Consider the following 16417-nt stretch of genomic DNA (forward strand, 5'->3'; position numbering starts at 1 on the left):
ACGCACCGGGGTCCGCACCGTCACGGTGCGGACCCCGGTTTGTGCTGTTTCCAGGAAGGCAGATCACCGCATGTCCCGCAGGTCCCAGAAGCCGAACCGGCGCGTCTCGTCGCCCCCACCCTCCGCGTCGTCGCCCAGGGAATTCCGGCTGCCGGAAAGCACGACACCCGCACTCCCCGCCGTCGAGGACTTCGCCGGTCTGGACATGCCCGCGGGACTGCTGAAGACCCTCGCCGCGCAAGGCGTCACCACCCCGTTCCCCATCCAGGCCGCCACGCTGCCCAACTCGCTGGCCGGCCGTGACCTGCTGGGACGGGGACGTACCGGCTCCGGCAAGACCCTCGCGTTCGGGCTCGCGCTCCTGGCCCGTACGGCCGGTCTGCGCGCGCAGCCCAAGGCACCCCTCGCCCTGGTGCTGGTGCCCACCCGTGAACTCGCCCAGCAGGTGACCGACGCGCTGACCCCCTACGCGACGGCGGTCAACCTCCGGCTGGCCACCGTGGTCGGCGGGCTGTCCCTCACCAAACAGGCCGACGCCCTGCGGCGCGGCGCCGAAGTCGTGGTGGCCAGCCCCGGCAGGCTCAACGACCTCGTGGAACGCGGAGACTGCGTCCTGGACGACGTCCGCATCACGGTGCTGGACGAAGCCGACCAGATGACCGACATGGGCTTCCTGCCGCAGATCACCAAGCTGATCCGGCAGGTACGGCCCGACGGCCAGCGCCTGCTCTTCTCGGCCACCCTCGACCAGAACATCGACCGCCTGGTCCAGCAGTTCCTGACCGACCCCGTGGTGCATTCCGTGGACCCGTCCGCGGGAGCGGTGACCACCATGGAGCACCACGTCCTGCACATCCAGGACGAGACCGACAAGAAGGCCGTCACCACGCGCATCGCGGCCCGCGACGGCCGGGTCATCCTCTTCCTCGACACCAAGCGGTCCGCCGACCGGCTCGCCAAGCGGCTCCTGGCCGTCGGTGTCCGCGCGGCGGCACTGCACGGAGGCCGCTCCCAGCCGCAGCGGACCCGCACCCTGGAACAGTTCAAGACCGGCCAGGTCACCGCGCTGGTGGCGACGAACGTCGCGGCCCGGGGCATACACATCGACGATCTCGACCTCGTCGTGAACGTCGATCCCCCCACCGACCACAAGGACTACCTCCACCGGGGCGGACGCACGGCTCGCGCCGGCGGCTCCGGCACCGTGGTCACGCTGGTCCTGCCCGAGCAGAAGCGGGACGTCACCCGGCTCATGTCGGACGCGGGCATCCGTCCTCGAACGGCCCGCATCACGTCGAGCGACACGGAGCTGGCCACCCTCACCGGCGCCCGGGAGCCTTCCGGCACGGCCGTCACCATCGAGGTCCCCCAGCCGGCGACACCGACGGCGTCCCGCCCGGACCGGAAGGCCGGTACCAAGCCCGGCAGGCGATCCGGCCGCCGACGCCGAAACGGCAGCGGGGCCGAAGCGGAGACGGGGGCTGCCACCGGCACGGCGAGCCGGCGCTCCGACCGCGGGGCACCGGCCGGAACGGCAGCGTCGGGTGGCGCCTCCGCAAGCGGTGGGCGCGGTTCGGCCCGCCGGGCGGGGGCCAGCGGGGCCACGGGCGGTGCCGGCGGAGCGCGCGGCCGTGGTTCCGACCGCCGGTCCGCGGCCGGTGCGGCCGGCGAGGCCGCCTCCGGCAAGGCCGTCCGTGGGTCCGGTCGACGGGCGACGGCCGGCGGAGCCAAGGGGGACGCCGGCGGGACCGGAGCCCGAGGCTCCGACCGCCGCGGCGGCCGCCGCAGCTCGGCTCCCCGTGCCACATCAGGCAAGGCCGGCGCCGGCGGCGACGCTTCGTAGGCGTTCGTCCCGGCGGGTTCCGCCCGATGATGCGGCGGTGGATCATGTCGGCCTGCTCCTTTGCCGCCGGCGCCGTCGAGAGGGGTGCAGCGCGCCTTGCCCCGCGGCGGAACGGGAGGCGTACGTGCTCTGGTGCGCGGCGCCGGTGATCCGGCTCCGACCCGGAAGACCGGCACATCACGCAAGAGACGGCCATCCGGCACGGTACGGCGGCCCCGCCGCGCGGCCCCGGCCGACTCCGTCACCGGCGGGACGGGCGAGGCTCGGGTCGCCCCGGGGCGTCGGCGGCAGGGCGCCCGCCGTCAGGGCAGATCCGGGGCGAGCGGCGTCGCGGCCGCTCCGCCTCCGTGCGGCACGGCGTCCGCGTCCTCGGCCGTGACCACCCAGCGGTCCCCGAACCGAGTGCGGGAGCGAGGCTGCCACCGAGGGACACCGGAGTGACCGTCCGGGAAGGGCCGAACACTTTCAGTGACCTTCTCCCGGCAGGCCTCCTCCACGCGCTGCGCTACGCTGTGAAAAAGGCGTCTGTGCCCGCCGGTCCCGACGCGGGGACCCTGAACGCTGCGGCCTGGCGGCCGAGATTCCCCCGGTCAGCGGGAAACCCATTCCAAGAGTGCCACGCGAAAGCCGTCTTCCGTAGGGTCCGCTGTCCCGCAGGTCCGCTCTCCCGTAGGTCGGTGCTCATGGACCTCAACACCATCACCGAAGTGATCCGGCGACCGTCCGAACGGCCAGGCGCGGACTGGCACGAGGGCGACGCCTGGCTCGCAGGCGGCACATGGCTCTACTCCACGGAGCAGCCCGACCTGCGAAGGCTGATCGACCTGACGGCGTTGCCCTGGGAGCCTCTGGTCCCGACCGACGAAGGCCTGGAGATCGGCGCCACCTGCACCATTCGCGACCTGTACGCCTTCAGGTGGCCGAAGGGCTGGACCGCCGGAATTCTCCTCCGGAAAAGCTGTGAGGCGTTCCTGTCCTCGTTCAAGGTCTGGAACGCGGCGACCGTCGGCGGAAACATCTGTATGTCCTTGCCGGCCGGCCCGATGATCACGTTGGCGGTCGCGCTGGAGGCGCGGTACGAACTATGGGCGGCCGACGGCTCCGTGCGTTTCGTCGACGCCCTCGATTTCGTCACGGGCGATCACCGCAACGTCCTCGCCCCCGGGGAGATCCTCCGGCGCATCACCATCCCGGAACACGCGCTGCGCAAACGCACCGCCCACCGCCGCTTCACACTGACCCGGCTCGGCCGTTCGACGGTGTTCCTGGTCGGCACGCAACGCCTGGGAGCGAGTGACCTGCTGCTCACCGTCACCGCCGGGACCACCCGTCCGGTCCGTGTCGCCTTCGGCTCCCTGCCCGACGCCCGTACCCTCCGGCAGAGCATCGACGCCGTGCCCGCCGACGTCTGGTTCGCCGATCCCAACGGGACCCCCGACCACCGCCGCCATCTGACCTACCACTTCGCCGAAGAGATTCGCCGCGAACTCATGGCAGGGGACCTGCCATGACCTACCTCGTGAACGGCCGGAGGTTCGACCGGGAACCGGCCCCGGGCCAGTGCCTGCGCACCTTCCTGCGCGAACTCGGCCACTTCGGCGTCAAGAAGGGGTGCGACGCGGGCGACTGCGGCGCCTGCACGGTATGGCTGGACGGTGCACCGGTGCACAGCTGCATCACCCCCGCCTTCCGCGCGGACGGCCATGAGGTGACCACGATCGAGGGCCTGGGACGGCCCGGCGCCCTGCATCCCATGCAGCAGCAGTTCGAGGACGCCCCGGGTTTCCAGTGCGGTTTCTGCACCGCAGGGATGATCATGACGTCGGCGACCTTCACCGAGGACCAGAAGGCGGATCTGCCCAGGGCGTTGAAGGGCAACCTCTGCCGCTGCACCGGCTACCGGGCGATCGAGGACGCCGTGAAGGGCGTCGGCGCCGTGGAGACGGCGGCGCCGGGCAGGGCCGTGGGGACGAGCGTCGGCGCGCCCGCGGCCCACGACGTGGTGACGGGGCACGCCGAGTTCACCATGGACACACACATCGAGGGCATGCTGCACCTCAAGGTGCTGCACTCACCCCACGCGCACGCCCGGATCGTCTCGATCGACAAGACGGCCGCACTCGCGGTGCCCGGCGTGCACCGGGTCTACACCTGGGAAGACGTACCCCCTAAGCGCTTCACCACGGCGATCCACACCGACCACCTGGTCGACCCGGACGACACCCGCATCCTCGACGACACGGTCCGCTTCGCCGGCCAGCGCGTCGCCGTGGTCCTGGCCGACACGGTCGGGGCCGCGGAGGAGGGCTGCCGACGGCTCGCCGTCGAGTACGACGTGCTGCCGGCGGTGTTCGACCCCGAGGAGGCCATGGCCGACGGCGCGCCCCAACTGCACGGCGCGCACGATCCGTTCGTCCGCGACCCCGTCCACAACATCCTGCTCGAACTCCACGCACACATCGGCGACGTCGACGCGGGGTTCGCCGCGGCCGACGTGATCCACGAAGGGACGTACTTCTCACCGCGGGTGCAGCACGCGCATCTGGAGACCCACGGCTCGATCGCCTGGCTGGAGGACGGCCGGCTGAACGTCCGCACGAGTTCGCAGTCACCGTCGATCGCGAAGGTCAAGCTGGAGTACCTGTTCGCGCTGCGCCCGGACCAGGTGAGGGTGTTCTGCAAGCGGGTCGGCGGCGGATTCGGCGGCAAGCAGGAGGTGATCGCGGAGGACCTGGTGGCGCTCGCCACCCTGGACACCGGGCGGCCCACCTGCCTCGAGTACACCCGTGAGGAGGAGTTCACCACGGCCTCGCCGCGGCATCCGATGACCCTGACGGTGAAGCTCGGCGCGAAGGCCGACGGAACACTCACCGCGGTCCAGGTACGCAACGTGTCCAACACGGGCGCCTACGGCAACCACGGCGGCGAAACGGTGTACGCGGGCGGAGCCGCCGTCATGATCTACCGCTGCCCCCACAAGAAGTACGACGCGTACTCCGTCTACACGAACACCGTGCCGAGCGGGGCCCTGCGCGGCTACGGCATGACACAGCCGGCGTTCGCCGTGGAGTCGGCGATGGACGAACTGGCCCGCGCCCTGCACCTCGACCCGCTCGAACTGCGCCGACGCAACATCGTGCGGCCGGGGGAGCCCCTGGTCGCCCTGCACGACGGCCCCGACGACGTGATCTTCACGGAGGACGGGCTCGCCCGGTGCATCGATCTGGTGGGCGACGCCCTGGCCCGTACGGCCGACCAGCCGCCCCCCGGTCCCGAGTGGTTCGTCGGCACCGGCGTGGCCGGCTCCCTGCACGAGACCGCGCCCCCGACCGAACACCTCTCCGAGGCCTGGGTCACGCTGGGCGACGACCTCATCTACGAACTGGCCGTCGGGACCGTCGAGTTCGGCGAGGGAACCTCCACGGCCCACGTCCAGATCGCGGCCCACCAGCTCGGTACGACACCGTCGCGGATCCGGCTGGTGCAGTCCGACACCGACCGCACGGGCTTCGACACCGGAGCCTTCGCGAGCGCCGGCCTGTTCGTGGCGGGCAACGCGGTCCTGCGGGCGGCCAATGCCGTGCGCGACCGCATCCTGGAGTTCGCCGCGGCGCACACGGGCGTCCACGTGGTGATGTGCACGATGGACGACGACGGTGTCCTCTGCGGGGACCGGCGGGTGTCGCTGGCCGAACTCGTCGCGCTGGCGCGGGCGCGCGGCATCCGGTTCACCGCCGCACGCAAGGCATACGGCTCGCCCCGGAGCGTCACCTCCAACGCACAGGGGTTCCGGGTCGCCGTGCACCGCGTGACGGGTGAGATACGGATCCTGTACAGCGTGCAGGCGGCGGACGCAGGGGTGATCATCAACCCGGCGCAGGTCCGCGGCCAGATCGAGGGCGGTGTCGCCCAGGGAATCGGCTTCGCGCTGACCGAGAACCATCAGGTCGACGACAGCGGCGTCATGGTCAACCCGAACCTCCGGAACTACCGCATCCCCACCTACGCCGACATCCCCCGTACCGAGGTCCTCCTGGTGGGGTCGGCGGACTCCGTGGGGCCCATGCGGGCGAAGGGGATGGCGGAGTGCTGCATCAACCCGGTGGCCCCCGCGCTCGCGAACGCGGTGCACGACGCCACAGGGGTCCGCTACCGGGCGCTGCCGCTGACTCCGGAACGCGTATACGGCCGACTCCCCGCGGAGCAGTCGGTGTCGACAGGGTGAGCCACATGAACACCACCCGGAAGAACGTAGCCGCCGCGGCGACGGCGATCATCGGCCAGAAGGTCCTGCCCGGGATGGGGCGGGAGTTCGCGACCTGGCAGGCGGACCTCAACGCCGCGGCCGCCTACTACCCCGGCTTCCTCGGCGCCGAGGTCTCTCCGCCGACAGCCCTGCAACCCGACTGGGTCGTCGTGTACCGGTTCGACTCGGTGGCGCACCTGCAGGCGTGGATCAACAGCGCGACCAGGCAGACGTATCTCGACGTCGGCGCCAAGTACTTCGACGGTCCGGCGACCCAGCAGGTGGTCAGCAGCGGCACCCAGTCACTGGACCCGCTGGTCACCGTGGTGGTCACCCACCGCGTCCACCCGAACCAGGTCGACGACTTCCTCGCCTGGCAGCACCGCATGGTCGAGGAGGAGAGCAAGTTCGAGGGGTTCCGCGGCACCGAGCTGTTCCGCCCCATCGAGGGCCTGCAGGAGGAATGGACCACCCTGTACCGCTACGACAGCGCCGAGCACCTCGACGCCTGGCTGACGTCGCCCCAACGACACGAGATCCTGGCCGAGGGCGAGAAGTTCAGCGACTTCAAGCTGCGCACGATCGACAACTCGTTCGGCAGTTGGTTCGCCTTCGAGGGCAACGGCAAGGAGGCACCGCCCCCGCCCTCCGAGACCAGGACCTCCCTCGCCGTGTGGGTCGGCCTGTACCCGACCGTCGTAGTGCTGACGCTCGCGCTGTTCCCGCTGCACATGCCGCTCTGGATCGGTCTGCTCGTGGGCAATCTGCTGTCGAGCTTCATCATGAGCTTCCTCACCATGCCCTACTACGTGAACCCGCTGCTCGGGCGCTGGCTGCGGCCGCCACCGGACGAGTCAGCGGCAAGGACGAACGTCCGCGGCCTCGGCATCGTCGTGGCGGCGATGGCATTCTGGGCCGCCCTCTTCTATCTCGTCACCGTCCGCTTCTGGACGCTGCCCTGAGGAGAATTGAGAGGCCGTATAAACAGCAATTCTCCCACGACCGTCCCTAGGGTTCTCCTTAGAGATGTCCCCGGCAGTCGATGCCCGTGCACGTCGTCCATTGGGGATTCCCCTAAAACTGATCTGCTGCGGCGGCGGAGCGTGACCGCGAGACCGAAACTGGGGCCACACCGCAACTTGTTGCCGCCCGGTCGAGCCGATCGTCCGTGGGCCGGCACGGTGCGGTGCCTTTTCATTCTCTGTGTGGGTGGGTGGAGTGCACTATGGTCGAGTCCGAGCTCAACGGAACGGGGAATCGGGCCGGTTCGGCTTCGGCGGATTCCGCCGATGGCATAGCGGTCATCGGCCTGGCGTGCCGACTGCCCGGGGCCGCCGACCCAGCCGCCTTCTGGCGACTCCTCAGCGAGGGCGCGGACGCGATCACCGACGTACCCCCGGACCGGTGGGACGGAGCCGCGGTGGCCGACGCCGATCCGTCCGCACCCGGCAGGACCGACATCCGGCGGGGCGGATTCCTCGACCGCATCGGCCACTTCGACGCCGGGTTCTTCGGTCTCTCCCCCAAAGAGGCCGCCGCCATGGACCCGCAGCAGCGGCTCGTGCTGGAGCTGGCCTGGGAAGCGCTGGAGGACGCACATGTGCGCGCCGAGACGCTGCGTTCCACCCGCACCGGAGTGTTCGTCGGCGCCATCTGGGACGACTACGCGACCCTGCACCACCGCTCCGGACTCACGGCCATCTCGCCGCACACCGTCACCGGCCTGCACCGCAGCATCATCGCCAACCGGGTCTCGTACTTCCTCGGACTGAACGGCCCCAGCCTGACCGTGGACTCCGGCCAGTCCTCCTCCCTGGTCTCGGTCCACCTGGCCTGCGAGAGCCTGCGCAAGGGCGAGTCCACGATCGCCCTCGCGGGCGGTGTGAACCTCAACATCGTCCCCGAGAGCACCCTGGGCGCCGCCAGGTTCGGCGGGCTGTCCCCCGACGGCCGCTGCTTCACCTTCGACGCCCGCGCGAACGGCTACGTCCGCGGCGAGGGCGGCGGCATCGTCGTCCTCAAACCCCTCGCCCGGGCCGTCGCGGACGGCGACCCCGTCTACTGCGTGATCCGCGGCAGCGCGGTCAACAACGACGGTGGCGGCGACGGGCTGACCGTGCCGCTGCAGGCGGGGCAGGAACAGGTGCTGAGGCTCGCCTGCGAACGGGCCGGAATCGACCCCGCGCACGTCGGCTACGTGGAGTTGCACGGCACCGGCACCAAGGTCGGCGACCCCGTCGAGGCAGCCGCGCTCGGCGCGGTGCTCGGCACCGGACGCGAGCCAGGCCGCCCGCTGCGGGTCGGCTCGGCCAAGACCAACGTCGGCCACCTGGAGGGCGCCGCGGGCATCACCGGCCTGCTGAAGGCGGCCCTGGCGCTCCACCACCGTGAACTGCCCGCCAGCCTCAACTTCGAGACGCCGAACCCGGCGATCCCGCTCGACCGGCTGAACCTGCGGGTGCAGACCGAGCACAGCGAATGGGCCGCCGAGGACGGCCGCCCGCTGCTCGCCGGCGTCAGCTCGTTCGGCATGGGCGGCACCAACTGCCACCTCGTGCTGGCCGAACACCAGGCGACCACGGCCGGCCCGACCGCGCAGGCGGGTACGAGCGCGACGCCGACCCCCTGGCCGCTGTCCGCCAGGACAGCGTCCGGGCTGCGCGCCCAGGCGGCCGCCCTGCTCGCGCACGTCGAGGCGCACCCCGGACTCTCCCTGCCCGACGTCGGCTGGTCGCTGGCCACCGGCCGCACCGCCTTCGAACACCGGGCCGTCGTCGTGGGCGAGGACCGCGACGACGTCCTGCGCGCCCTGCGCGAGCTGTCCACCGGCGGCATCGACGCCGCACTGACCACGGGCCGCACCGGCCCGCGCGGCGGGCTCGCCTTCCTCTTCTCGGGCCAGGGCAGCCAGCGAGCCGGCATGGGCCGCGAACTGGCCGATGCCTTCCCGGCGTTCGCCACCGCACTGGACGAAATGTGCGCCCAACTCGACCCCTTGCTGCCGCGGCCGCTGCGCGAGGTCATGTTCGCCCCCGAAGGCACCGAGGAAGCCGCCGCACTCGACCGGACCCTCTACACACAGACCTCGCTGTTCGCCATCGAGGTCGCCCTGTTCCGGCTGCTGGAGAGCTGGGGCATCACCCCCGGCGTGCTGATGGGCCACTCCATCGGCGAACTCGCCGCCGCGCACGTGGCCGGCGTCCTCTCACTCGCCGACGCCTGCGCCCTCGTGGCCGCGCGCGGCCGCCTGATGCAGGCGCTGCCCGCCGGCGGCGCCATGATCGCCGTCCAGGCCACGGAGGACGAGGTCCGCGCCCGCATCGGCGGCCGCACGGACCGTGTGAGCATCGCCGCCCTGAACGGTCCGGACTCCGTCGTCGTCTCCGGCGACGAGGAACTCGCCACCGAGATCGCCGACGCCTTCGCCGCCCTGGGCCGCAGGACCAGCCGGCTGCGGGTCAGCCACGCCTTCCACTCCCCGCACATGGAACCCATGCTGGCGGAGTTCCGCGACGTGGCCGAGGGCCTGACCTTCCACGCCCCGCGCATCCCGATCGTGTCCAACGTGACGGGCCGGCTGTCCGAGGAACCCTCGGGCTACGAAGGGTGCACGGCCGCCTACTGGGTCCGCCATGTGCGTGACGCGGTCCGCTTCGCCGACGGCGTCGCCCGCCTCGACGAGCAGGGCGTCCGCACGTACCTGGAGCTCGGTCCCGGCGGCGTGCTCACCTCCATGGCCCGCGCCGGCGCCGACCACGAGTCCCTGCTCGTCCCCGCCCTGCGCGCCCGCCGCCCCGAGGCGCAGGCCCTGCTGGCGGCGGTCGCCGCGCTGTACGTCCACGGCGTGGAGCCGGACTGGGACGCCCTGTTCGGCGGCGGCCGAGGCGCACCCCCCAAGGTCGCGCTCCCCACCTACGCGTTCGAACGGCAGCGGTACTGGCTGGACGGCGGCACCACGACACCCGTGCCCACCACCGGCGGGGCCCCCGTGGTCCCGCGGCCGGACGCCGTCGCCGAGACCGACAGCGCGCCTGCCGGAGCCCTGGGCCGGCGGCTGGCCGGACTGCCCCCGTCCGAACGCGGCGAGGCCGTGCTCGACCTGGTCCGCGCACACATCGCCGCCGTCCTGGGCCACGCCGAAGCCCGGCAGGTCGAGACCGAGTGGACGTTCAAGGACCTCGGCTTCGACTCGCTCAGCTCGGTGGAGCTGCGCAACCAGCTCGGCAGGGCCACCGGCCTGCGCCTGCCCAGCGGGCTGCTGTTCGACCACCCGACCCCTGCCGCGCTCGCCCGTCACCTCGCCGCCCGGTCCCTGGGCGGCGAGGACGCGGCGGCCTCCGCGCCCGCGACGGTGGCCGACCCCGACGAGCCCATCGCCATCGTGGCCATGAGCTGCCGCCTGCCCGGCGGGGTGAGCTCCCCCGAGGACCTGTGGCGGCTGGTCGCCTCCGGCGGCGACGCCATCTCCGGGTTCCCGGCCGACCGCGGCTGGGACGTCGAAGCGCTCTACGACCCGGAGCCCGGCACACCCGGCAAGTCCTCGACGCGGCACGGCGGCTTCCTGCACGGGGCGGCCGAGTTCGACCCCGGCTTCTTCGGCATCAGCCCCCGCGAGGCCGCCGCCGTCGACCCGCAGCAGCGGCTGGTCCTGGAGACCGCCTGGGAGGCCTTCGAGCGGGCCGGTATCGACCCGGCCACGCTGCGCGGGAGCCGGGCGGGCGTGTTCATCGGGGCGACGGCACAGGACTACGGCCCGCGGCTGCACGAGCCGGTCGACGGCATCGAGGGCTACCTGCTGACCGGCACGACGACCAGCGTGGCCTCGGGTCGCGTGGCCTACACGTTCGGCTTCGAAGGCCCCGCGGTCACGGTGGACACGGCCTGCTCGTCGTCCCTGGTGGCCCTGCACCTGGCCGTCCAGTCGCTGCGGAGCGGCGAGTGCACGATGGCCCTGGCCGGCGGCGTCACCGTGATGTCCACGCCCGGCATGTTCGTGGAGTTCAGCCGCCAGCGCGGCCTGTCCGCCGACGGCCGGTGCAAGGCGTTCGCGGCCGGCGCGGACGGCACGGGCTGGGCCGAAGGCGTCGGCATGCTGCTCGTGGAGCGACTGTCCGACGCCCGGCGCAACGGTCACCAGGTGCTGGCCGTCGTGCGGGGCAGCGCGGTCAACCAGGACGGCGCGTCGAACGGACTCACGGCGCCCAACGGCCCCTCCCAGCAGCGCGTCATCCGCCAGGCCCTGGCGGCAGCCGGACTCGCGCCCGCGGACGTCGACGCGGTGGAAGCGCACGGTACGGGCACGCGGCTCGGCGACCCGATCGAGGCGGAAGCCCTCATCGCCGCCTACGGCCGGGGACGGGACGGCGACCGGCCGCTGTGGCTGGGCTCCCTGAAGTCGAACATCGGTCACACGCAGGCCGCGGCGGGCGTCGCCGGTGTGATCAAGATGGTCATGGCGATGCGCCACGGTGTGCTGCCGCGGACCCTGCACGTGGACGAGCCGACCCCGCACGTGGACTGGTCGGCGAGCGGCGTACGACTGCTGACCGAGGCCGTGGAGTGGTCCGCGGGCGACCTGCCGCGCCGGGCAGCGGTGTCCTCCTTCGGCATCAGCGGCACCAACGCGCACGTCATCGTCGAGCAGGCCGCGACGAGCGAGGGGCCCGTCCGCGGGACGGCCACCCTGGGACCGGTCCCATGGGTGCTGTCGGCGAAGAGCGATGAGGCGCTGCGGGAGCAGGCGGTCCGGCTGCTGTCCTTCCTGGACGCCGAGGGCGTTGAGGGCTGCGGGGTCCGGCCGGAGGACGTGGCGTTCTCGCTGGCGACCTCGCGCGCGGTGTTGGAGCGGCGTGCGGCGATCGTGGGCGGGGACCTCGCGGAGTTCCGGCAGGGGCTGGAGGCGCTTGCTTCCGGGGCCGCTTCGGTGGGCGGTGCTGTCGGGCATGGGGCGTGAGCTGTACGCGGCGTACCCCGTCTTCGCCACGGCGTATGACGAGGTGTGCGGGCTTTTGGACGCGCCCGTCGATGTGGACTCGGAGGAGTTGAACCAGACGGGTGGCACCCAGCCGGCGTTGTTCGCGGTCGAGGTGGCGTTGTTCCGGCTGTTGGAGTCGTGGGGTGTGCGGCCGGATTACGTGGCTGGTCACTCGGTGGGTGAGATCGCGGCTGCTCATGTGGCGGGTGTGCTGTCGCTGGAGGACGCGGCGAAGCTGGTGTCCGCGCGTGCGGCGCTGATGCAGGCGTTGCCCGCGGGCGGCGCGATGGTCGCGGTCCAGGCGACCGAGGACGAGGTGCTGCCGTATCTGTCCGACGAGGTCGGTATCGCGGCGGTCAACGGTCCCCAGGCGGTCGTGGTCTCCGGTGTCGAGGACGCGGTCGTCGCCGTCGGTGAGGCCTTCGCCGGTCGGGGTCGTAAGGCGTCCCGGTTGAAGGTCAGTCATGCGTTCCATTCGCCGCTGATGGATCCGATGCTGGAGGAGTTCGCCGAGGTTGTTCGTGGTCTGACGTTCAGCGAGCCGCGGATCCCGGTCGTTTCGAACCTGACCGGCCGGCTGGCCGAGCCGTACGACGGCGTCCAGACCCTGCACGGCCTGGGCGTGTCGACCTTTGTAGAGATCGGCCCGGGCGGCGTCCTCAGCGCCCTCGCCCAGGGCTGCCTGGACGATGAAGCGGACATCGTCACCGTTCCCGCCCTGCGCGCCGACCGCCCCGAGCCGTACGCCATCAGCGCCGCAATCGGGCAGCTGCACACCCATGGAGTGTCCCCGGACTGGCGGGCGCTCTTCCCGGGCGCCCGGCGTGTCGACCTGCCCACGTACGCCTTCCAGCGTGAGCGCTACTGGCTCGACGCGCCTCAGGCGGCGACCGCGGGTGCCCCGGAGGCGATGGACGCCGAGTTCTGGGACTCGGTCGAGAGCGAGGACCGGGCGTCTCTCGGTGCGCTCCTGGGACTGGAACCCGACGAACTGGACGTGGTCGCACCCAAACTGTCCGCCTGGCGCCGGCAGCGCCGCGAGCGGTCCACCACCGACGGCTGGCGCTACCGGATCACCTGGCAGCCGCTCGGTGACATGGCGGGGTCCGTTCCCTCGGGGACCTGGCTCTACGCGGTCTCCGAGGAGACCGCGTGGACCGAGGCGATCCGTACCGGACTCACGGAACTCGGCGTCGCGCTCGTTCCGTTCGCCGTGGGCGAGTACACCGACCGCGACACGCTCGCCCGGGCCTTCGCCGACGCCGGGCACGAGCAGGCCGACGGCATCTTGTTCGCCGCGGCACAGGGCGAAGCGGGGAGGGACGCCCTCCAGCGGCTCGTCCTGCTCGTCCAGGCCCTCGGCGACGCCGGGATCGAGGCCCCGCTGTGGTGCCTGACCAGCGGCGCGGTGTCGACCGGCACCGCGGACCCGCTGACCGACCCCGTGTCCGCCCTGCTCTGGGGCCTGGGCCGGATCGTCGCCCTGGAACAGCCACACCGCTGGGGCGGGCTCGCCGACCTGCCCGTCGAACTCGACGCCCACGCGCTGGAGCGGCTGGCCGGCCTGCTGGCCCAGGCCGACGAGGACCAGCTCGCCGTACGTGCCTCCGGCGTGTCCGGCCGCCGCCTCGTGCGCGCGCCGCAGCCCACGGCACCGGCGGGCGCACCCTGGTCGCCGCGCGGCACCGTGCTCGTGACCGGGGGTACGGGCGCGCTGGGCGGCCACGTGGCCCGCTGGCTCGCCGGAGCCGGTGCCGAACACCTCGTGCTCACCAGCCGCCGGGGCCCCGACGCCCCGGGCGCCGCAGAACTCAAGGCGCAGCTGGAGGAGCTGGGCGCTCAGGTCACCGTCGCCGCGTGCGATGCGGCCGATCACGACGCGCTCGCCGAGCTGTTCGGCCGGCACACGGTGAACGCCGTGGTGCACACCGCGGGCGTACTGGACGACGGCCTGGTCGAATCGCTCACGCCCGAGCGCCTCGACCATGTGCTGCGCCCCAAGGTGGACGCGGCGCTCCACCTGCACGAGCTCACGCGGGACCGCCAGGACCTCGACGCCTTCGTGCTCTTCTCCTCGATGACCGGGGTCTGGGGCAACGGCGGCCAGGGCGCCTACGGTGCCGCGAACGCCTACCTCGACGCCCTCGCCGAGCAGCGCCGGGCGCAGGGGCTGCCCGCGCTGGCCGTCGCATGGGGATCCTGGGCGGACGGAGGCATGGCCGACGGCGCCGCCGGTGACCACCTGCGGCGGCGCGGCGTACGGGCGATCGCGTCCCTTCCCGCGATCTCCGTGCTGCACGCTGCGCTGACCCACGGCGAGACCTCCGTGACCGTCGCGGACGTGGACTGGGACCGCTTCGTCCCGGCCTTCGCCGACACCCGCCCCTGCCCCCTGCTGCACGGCGTGCCCGAGGCCCGCAAGGCCCTCGAAGCACGCGCCGAGGCCGCGCGGGGCGCCGAAGTGCCCGCGTCCGCGCTGGTCCAGCGCCTCCTCGGCGCCACGCCGGGGGAACAGGGCCGCGTCCTGCTGGACCTGGTCCGCGAGCAGGCCGCCACGGTGCTCGGCCACACGGGCAGGGGCGCCTTCGAAGCCGACCGGACGTTCCGCGAGACCGGCTTCGACTCGCTCACCGCCGTCGAACTGCGCCACAGGCTCAACACGGCCACCGGCCTCAAGCTGCCCACCACCCTGGTCTTCGACCACCCGACCCCCACCGCCCTCGCCCGTCACCTGGGCGAGGAACTCCTCGGCCGGCACGGGCTGGAGGCGGACGCCCCGCACGCGTCGGCCGCCCTAGCGGCCGACGAGCCCCTCGCGATCGTCAGCATGGGCTGCCGCTTCCCCGGCGGCGTCCAGTCGCCGGAGGACCTGTGGGAGCTGCTGAGCTCCGGCCGGGACGCGATGTCCGGGTTCCCCACCGACCGCGGCTGGGACATCGACGCGCTCTACGACCCCGACCCCGACCGTCCCGGCAAGACGTACTCGCGCGAGGGCGGCTTCATCCAGGGCGCCGACCGCTTCGACGCCGGTCTCTTCGGGATCTCGCCGCGCGAGGCACTGGCCATGGACCCCCAACAGCGGCTGCTGCTGGAGACCGCGTGGGAGACCTTCGAGCGCGCCGGCATCGCCCCCGCGTCCGTCCGCGCCAGCCGCACCGGTGTCTTCATCGGCACCAACGGCCAGGACTACGCCAACGGGCTGCGCAACGCGCCCGAGGAGATCGAGGGGTACGCCCTCACCGGCAAGGCGGCCTCGGTCGTCTCCGGCCGCATCTCCTACACGTTCGGGCTTGAGGGCCCGGCGGTGACGGTCGACACGGCGTGCTCGTCGTCGCTGGTGGCGCTGCACCTGGCGACCCAGGCGCTGCGCACCGGCGAGTGCTCGATGGCCCTGGTCGGCGGTGTGACCGTCATGACCACGCCGGACCTGTTCGTGGAGTTCAGCCGGCAGCGGGGCTTGGCGCCCGACGGCCGGTGCAAGGCGTTCGCGGCCGGTGCCGACGGCACGGGCTGGGGCGAAGGCGTCGGCCTGCTGCTGGTGGAACGGCTGTCCGACGCCCGCCGGAACGGCCACCAGGTGCTGGCGGTGGTGCGCGGGAGCGCGGTGAACCAGGACGGTGCGTCCAACGGTCTGACCGCGCCCAACGGACCTTCGCAGCAACGGGTGATCCGGCAGGCGCTGGCGTCCGCGGGGCTCACACCGGCCGACGTGGACGCCGTCGAGGCCCACGGCACGGGAACCAGGCTCGGCGACCCGATCGAGGCGCAGGCGCTCCTCGCCACATACGGCCAGGAGCACACCGACGACCAGCCGGTGTGGCTGGGCTCGGTCAAGTCCAACATCGGCCACACACAGGCCGCCGCGGGTGTCGCCGGTGTGATCAAAATGGTGCTGGCGATGCGGCACGGCGTGCTGCCGCGGACACTTCATGTGGACGAGCCGACCGCGCACGTCGACTGGTCGGCGGGCGCCGTGCGGCTGCTGACCGAGCCGGTGCCATGGCCCGGGACCGACAGGCCCCGCCGGGCCGCGGTGTCGTCCTTCGGAATCGGCGGGACCAACGCGCACACGATCATCGAGGAGGCGCCCGCCGCGGCCGTGGCCGAGCCGGCCCGGGAACACCGCCCGGTGCCCGTGCCGTGGGTGCTCTCGGCAAAGAGCGAAGTGGGGCTGCGGGCTCAGGCGGAGCGTCTGCTGGTCTCGGCGACCGACGACGTGTCGCCTGCCGACGCCGGCTTCTCGTCGGCCACGACGCGCTCGGCGCTGGAGCACCGGGCGGCGGTCGTCGGCGCCGACGCGGAAGAGCTGCGTGCGGGGCTGGCCGCCCTCGCGGCAGGCGAACCGGCGGCGAAC

Annotated in this window: 6 protein-coding genes; all 6 read left to right on the plus strand. The window is 72.5% G+C overall.

The window, feature by feature from the left end; genetic code table 11:
- Positions 1 to 70 precede the first annotated feature (70 nt).
- On the plus strand, positions 71 to 1843 hold the full coding sequence (locus tag IO33_RS0105960) for a DEAD/DEAH box helicase (protein WP_051926431.1): 1773 nt from the start codon (positions 71 to 73) through the stop codon (positions 1841 to 1843).
- A 683-nt stretch (positions 1844 to 2526) separates the two neighbouring features.
- Positions 2527 to 3354 carry an FAD binding domain-containing protein gene (locus tag IO33_RS0105970; protein WP_031161019.1) on the plus strand — a complete coding sequence of 276 codons (828 nt, stop codon included), beginning with the start codon at positions 2527 to 2529 and terminating at the stop codon, positions 3352 to 3354.
- Positions 3351 to 6068 (plus strand): molybdopterin-dependent oxidoreductase, encoded by a 2718-nt coding sequence (locus IO33_RS0105975; RefSeq protein ID WP_031161022.1) that lies wholly within the window; start codon positions 3351 to 3353, stop codon positions 6066 to 6068. The genes IO33_RS0105970 and IO33_RS0105975 overlap by 4 nt, the downstream gene beginning before the upstream one ends.
- 5 nt (positions 6069 to 6073) lie before the next feature.
- Positions 6074 to 7051 carry an antibiotic biosynthesis monooxygenase gene (locus tag IO33_RS0105980; RefSeq protein WP_031161024.1) on the plus strand — a complete coding sequence of 326 codons (978 nt, stop codon included), beginning with the start codon at positions 6074 to 6076 and terminating at the stop codon, positions 7049 to 7051.
- Positions 7052 to 7314: 263 nt separating this feature from the next.
- On the plus strand, positions 7315 to 12042 hold the full coding sequence (locus tag IO33_RS52225) for a type I polyketide synthase (protein ID WP_051926434.1): 4728 nt from the start codon (positions 7315 to 7317) through the stop codon (positions 12040 to 12042).
- On the plus strand, positions 12032 to 16417 hold a 4386-nt coding region (locus IO33_RS52230; RefSeq protein WP_245235704.1), incomplete at its 3' end, for a type I polyketide synthase. The genes IO33_RS52225 and IO33_RS52230, both read left to right, overlap by 11 nt.

Source organism: Streptomyces durhamensis, assembly GCF_000725475.1.
GTDB classification, from domain to species: Bacteria; Actinomycetota; Actinomycetes; order Streptomycetales; family Streptomycetaceae; genus Streptomyces; species Streptomyces filipinensis.

What these genes read in the sequence shown, in the direction of transcription:
- IO33_RS52225 (WP_051926434.1), top strand. Translation starts at nt 7,315, where the DNA reads ATGGTCGAGTCCGAGCTCAACGGAACGGGGAATCGGGCCGGTTCGGCT.
- IO33_RS0105975 (WP_031161022.1), top strand. Translation starts at nt 3,351, where the DNA reads ATGACCTACCTCGTGAACGGCCGGAGGTTCGACCGGGAACCGGCCCCG.
- IO33_RS0105980 (WP_031161024.1), top strand. Translation starts at nt 6,074, where the DNA reads ATGAACACCACCCGGAAGAACGTAGCCGCCGCGGCGACGGCGATCATC.
- IO33_RS0105960 (WP_051926431.1), top strand. Translation starts at nt 71, where the DNA reads ATGTCCCGCAGGTCCCAGAAGCCGAACCGGCGCGTCTCGTCGCCCCCA.
- IO33_RS0105970 (WP_031161019.1), top strand. Translation starts at nt 2,527, where the DNA reads ATGGACCTCAACACCATCACCGAAGTGATCCGGCGACCGTCCGAACGG.